This is a genomic window from Pseudomonas protegens, from assembly GCF_003732485.1.
Lineage (GTDB): Bacteria > Pseudomonadota > Gammaproteobacteria > Pseudomonadales > Pseudomonadaceae > Aquipseudomonas > Aquipseudomonas protegens_B.
On the sequence record NZ_MOAK01000081.1, the window covers coordinates 426,162 to 430,799 of the forward strand.

The window sequence follows — 4,638 nt, forward strand, 5'->3', positions numbered from 1 at the left end:
GTGCCTGAAGACGCGACCTTGCAGATTGATCCGGCACGGGTCACCAGCGGCCTGCTGGACAATCTGCTTCCCGGGGTGAAGCTGCTGGAAGGGCTCAACCCCACTACCTTGGCCAAGTCGCGCAAGAGCCTGGCGGACGCCGAGCACATTCGTCAGGCCATGGAGCAGGACGGCGCGGCCCTCTGTGAGTTCTTCGCCTGGTTGGAGAGCGCCCTGGGCCGTGAGCGAGTCACCGAGCTGACCATTGATGAACACCTGACGGCCGCTCGTGAGCGGCGTCCGGGTTACGTATCCCTGAGTTTCAATACCATTGCAGCATTCAATGCCAATGGGGCGATGCCTCATTACCACGCCACGCCTGAAGAACACGCGGTGATCGAGGGCGATGGCCTGTTGCTGATCGACTCCGGTGGCCAGTACCTGGGCGGCACCACCGATATCACCCGCATGGTGCCGATCGGCACACCGAGTGCCGAGCAGAAGCGTGATTGCACCCGAGTGCTCAAGGGCGTTATCGCTTTGTCCCGGGCGCAGTTCCCTCGGGGCATTCTTTCGCCGCTGCTGGATGCTATCGCCCGTGCGCCGATCTGGGCCGAAGGCGTGGATTACGGACATGGCACCGGGCATGGTGTCGGCTACTTCCTGAATGTTCATGAAGGTCCGCAGGTGATTGCCTATCAGGCCGCACCGGCGCCGCAAACCGCGATGCAGCCGGGGATGATCACCTCCATCGAGCCGGGGACTTATCGTCCCGGGCGTTGGGGGGTACGGATCGAGAATCTGGTGTTGAACCGCGAGGCAGGTACGACCGAGTTTGGTGAGTTCCTGAAGTTTGAAACCCTGACGCTGTGCCCGATCGACAGCCGTTGCCTGGAGCCGTCGTTGCTGACTCAGGATGAGCGTGAGTGGTTCAACGCTTATCACGGTGATGTTCGGCGGCGCCTCAGTCCGCTATTGGAAGGGGCGGCGCTGGAGTGGTTGCAGGCTCGGACTGCGGCGATCTGACGTAAGGCCTCACCCGCGCAACGCGGGTGAGGTGGCTGCGGCGACTCAAGCGTCGCCGCAGATGCCGGTGGTTACTTGCTCAAGGCTTCCCGGACGAAGTCGAGCCGATCCTGACCGAAAAACAATTCCTCACCCACGAACATGCTGGGGGCACCGAATACTCCCCGCTGCAACGCCTGTTCGGTCTTGTTCTTGAGAGCGGTCTTGACGTCCTCGGCATTGCTCAGGTCGAGGATCTGCTGTGGGTCGAAACCGCCTTGTTCCAGGACCTGGGTGACGCTGGCGGCGTCGTTCAGGTTGCGTTTGTCGACCCAGAGTGCGCGGAACAGGCAGTCGATGAAATCGATGAAGCGTTCCGGCAAATGCATCTGCACTCCGGTCGTGGCGCGCATCAGCAGCAGGGTATTGATGGGGAAGTGCGGGTTGAAATTGAGCTCCACCTGATAGCGCTGGGCGAAGCGCGCCAGGTCCTGCAGCATGTAGCGGCCTTTGGCGGGGACGCTGATGGGTGACGCGTTGCCGGTGGTCTTGAAGACGCCGCCCAGCAGCATGGGTTGGTAGACCAGTTGACTGTCGGTCTGGGCACAGATCTTCGGCAGTTGGGTGTAGGCCAGGTATGAAGTCGGGCTGCCCAGGTCGAAGAAGAACTCCACTTTATTATTCATGATCCAGATTCCCTGATTGTTGTTATGGGAGGGGGTTACCAGCGTTCGCTCCAGGGGCGCAGGTCCAGCTCGAAGGTCCAGGCATCCCGGGGCTGGCTGTGCAGGTACCAGTAGTTCTCGGCGATATGCTCGGGGTTGAGGATGCCGTCCTGGTCCTTGAGGGCATATTTTTCGGGAAAGCTGGTGCGGATGAAGTCGGTGTCGATGGCACCGTCGACGATGATATGGCCGACGTGGATGTTCAAGGGCCCCAGTTCCCGGGCCATGCTCTGGGCCAGTGCGCGGATGCCGTGCTTGGCGCCGGCAAAGGCGGCAAAGCCCGCGGCGCCGCGGACCCCGGCGGTGGCGCCGGTGAACAGGATGGTGCCGCGCTTGCGGGTGACCATGCGCTTGGCCACCTCGCGGGCATTGAGGAAGCCCGAAAAACAGGCCATCTCCCAGATCTTGAAGTATTTGCGTGCGGTTTCCTCAAGGATGCTGCAAGGCACGTTGGCACCGATGTTGAAGACGAAGGCTTCGATCGGGCCGATCTGGGTTTCGATCTGCTCGATCAGTGCCACCACGTCCTCCTCTTTCCGGGCATCGCAGGCAAAGCCATGGGCTTGGCCACCGGTTTGCTGGATGGCGTCTACCAGCGGCTGCAGTTTGTCCGCGCTGCGTCGGGTCACGCAGGCAGTAAAGCCTTCTGCGGCGAAACGCTTGGCAATGGCACCACCGGTGGCATCACCGGCACCGACCACCAGTACGACTTTGTTCTTGTTCAAGGCTGTAGTCATGGGAGGCTCGCTGTTTAGTAAACGATCGTTAACTAAACGAACGTTATGCTATGATTTTTCTGTCGTCAAGCGAGTAGGGGAGTCCACCAGGAATGCGTTATTCAGTCGGTCATAAGCAGGAAACCCGCGAACGCCTGTTGCAGAGCAGTGCAACCCAGGCCAAGAACGACGGTTTTTCTACCGTCGGCGTGGATGCGTTAATGAAGGCCATCGGCCTCAGTGGCGGGGCTTTTTATACTCACTTCACGTCCAAGGACGAACTGTTCGGCTCCATCGTCGAGCGCGAGTTGAGCCAGAGCCTGGAGCGTCTGGGCGGGGAGGGCCGGCAGAATCGGGCAAAGCTGCGGCGTTGCTTGAAGCAGTACCTGAGTGTGGCGCATCTGCAGCTGCCGGGGGCGGGATGTGCGTTGCCAGCGTTGGGCGCGGAGATTGCTCGGGGTAGTGTCGAAGTGCGGCAGGAGGCGCAAGACTGGATCTGTCGTTTGCATCAGGCTTGGGCGCAGACCTTGGGTAGCGAGAGCCTGGCCTGGTCGATCCTGTCGCAGTGTGTCGGCGCGCTGGTGGTGGCGCGAATGCTGGTGAGCCCGAGTATTCAGCAGCAGGTGCTGGCATCGAGTCATGAGCAGATCATTGGGCAGCTGGAACGGCTGCCCGAAGATTGAACGGTACCGCTATTTGCAGATAACGATCATGCTGCGGCTGGTGTAACCGGCTGGGTTCAGGCCGAAGGGGTAATCCCCCGGGTCTTCCACGGTATCACCAGATTTTGCGATCACCTTGTAGCCCTTGGGGCCGCAGGACTGGGTGGCCTTGGTGTAGCACTTATCCCAGGAAGAAGACAAACCCGAGCAATTGATGTGGAGTCCTTTCTTACCCCGTTTGACTTCAGTTTTCGCGGTCGCAGCGCAGCCTGCAATAGCAATTACGGCCAACACTATCAAAAATCGTTTCATCCCCGTCCTTATCGCTAGCCTCGGATCTGACGCCCGAGTGTGACTGCATTACCGGTGGTCTTTTACGTTTGCGATATCCCTGTCTGACAACTCCATGGCTGACGTTGAGTAGCCGACTAAACATGGCCTAATTGAACGGCAATTACCAGAGTTGAATCTCAATCAACCGCAACTAATGGTTTGGACTCGCGACGCATTGTCATGGTTGCTCCTACGGAAGCAAGGATGATGCAGGCGATGGCCATCCACTGCGCGATGGAAAGGTATTCGTGCAGGAACAGCAGGCCGGAAAGTGCTCCGAAAGCGGGTTCGATGCTCATCAGGGTGCCAAAGGTGCGTGCCGGCATGCGGGTCAGGGCGACCATCTCCAGGCTATAAGGAAGTGCGGTAGACAAGATGGCCACGCCTAGGGCTACGGGGATCAAGGACGGAGTGAGTAAGGCGGTGCCGGCGTGCACGATGCCAATAGGGGCGACGAAGAGTGCCGCGATCATTACTCCAAGGGCTGCGGTCTGGATGCCGTTCTCGGCCCCGGCTTTTTGTCCGTACAGGATATACAGTGCCCAGCAGACTCCGGCTCCCAATGCGTAGCCTGCGCCCGCCAGGTCGATGGCGGTTTCGGTGGCTCCGGTGGGAATCAGCAATAGCAGTCCGACGATGGCCAGGGCGATCCACAGGAAGTCGATAGCCTTGCGTGAGGCGTAGATGGCCACCGCCAATGGGCCGGTGAACTCCAGAGCGACAGCGATTCCCAGAGGTACAGTTCTCAGGGACATATAGAAGAGGAAGTTCATCCCGCCCAGGGCCATGCCGTAGACAATCACGGTGCGCAAGGTATTGGCGGTGAACGTGGCGCGCCAGGGTCTTAATAGAAGCAGCATGATGATGCTGGCGAAGATCAGGCGCAGGGTGGTCGTGCCTTGGGCGCCAACGACGGGGAACATGCTCTTGGCCAGGGAGGCGCCTGATTGAATCGAGGCCATGGCAATAAGCAGTAGCCCCACCGGAAACAAGGTCGAGGCAAGGCTGCGCGGTTGGTCGTTCATGCAGGGAGTCATCCAGAGTGTGAGGGGAGGAGCACGTGGACCATGATGCTTAACTAATGGGCGATGAGCAATATAGTGCGCAAAGTCTTTTTAAGCTTCTATATAGAAGCTGTCGACGGGGCTTTTTGCGTTGAATCATAGAAAATGCAAATTAAGGGTTGACGGCAGATTCTACAGGTCTATAATTCGCCCC

General features: G+C 59.3%; 6 protein-coding genes. 2 read left to right on the forward strand and 4 right to left on the reverse strand.

What is annotated here, in order from left to right:
* The coding region (locus BLX41_RS36240; protein WP_259745171.1) for a M24B family metallopeptidase at window positions 1-1,005 on the forward strand (1,005 nt) is incomplete at its 5' end.
* Between the two features lie 71 nt (window positions 1,006-1,076).
* Here the strand turns inward: BLX41_RS36240 and BLX41_RS25745 are convergent.
* Both BLX41_RS25745 and BLX41_RS25750 read right to left on the reverse strand, forming a co-directional pair.
* Window positions 1,077-1,670, reverse strand: a complete 594-nt coding sequence (locus BLX41_RS25745; protein WP_123727150.1) for a 2-hydroxychromene-2-carboxylate isomerase — start codon at window positions 1,668-1,670, stop codon at window positions 1,077-1,079.
* A gap of 35 nt (window positions 1,671-1,705) precedes the next feature.
* Complete coding sequence (locus BLX41_RS25750) at window positions 1,706-2,446, reverse strand: SDR family oxidoreductase (RefSeq protein ID WP_123727151.1); 741 nt, start codon at window positions 2,444-2,446, stop codon at window positions 1,706-1,708.
* Between the two features lie 92 nt (window positions 2,447-2,538).
* Between BLX41_RS25750 and BLX41_RS25755 the strand changes: the two genes are divergently transcribed.
* Window positions 2,539-3,108, forward strand: coding sequence for a TetR/AcrR family transcriptional regulator (locus tag BLX41_RS25755; protein ID WP_123727152.1), 570 nt, complete (start codon window positions 2,539-2,541; stop codon window positions 3,106-3,108).
* 9 nt (window positions 3,109-3,117) lie between these two features.
* Here the strand turns inward: BLX41_RS25755 and BLX41_RS25760 are convergent, their stop codons facing one another.
* Window positions 3,118-3,399, reverse strand: coding sequence for a hypothetical protein (locus BLX41_RS25760; RefSeq protein WP_123727153.1), 282 nt, complete (start codon window positions 3,397-3,399; stop codon window positions 3,118-3,120).
* Window positions 3,400-3,557: 158 nt separating this feature from the next.
* Window positions 3,558-4,445, reverse strand: coding sequence for a threonine/homoserine exporter RhtA (rhtA, locus tag BLX41_RS25765; protein WP_123727154.1), 888 nt, complete (start codon window positions 4,443-4,445; stop codon window positions 3,558-3,560).
* Between the last annotated feature and the right edge of the window lie 193 nt (window positions 4,446-4,638).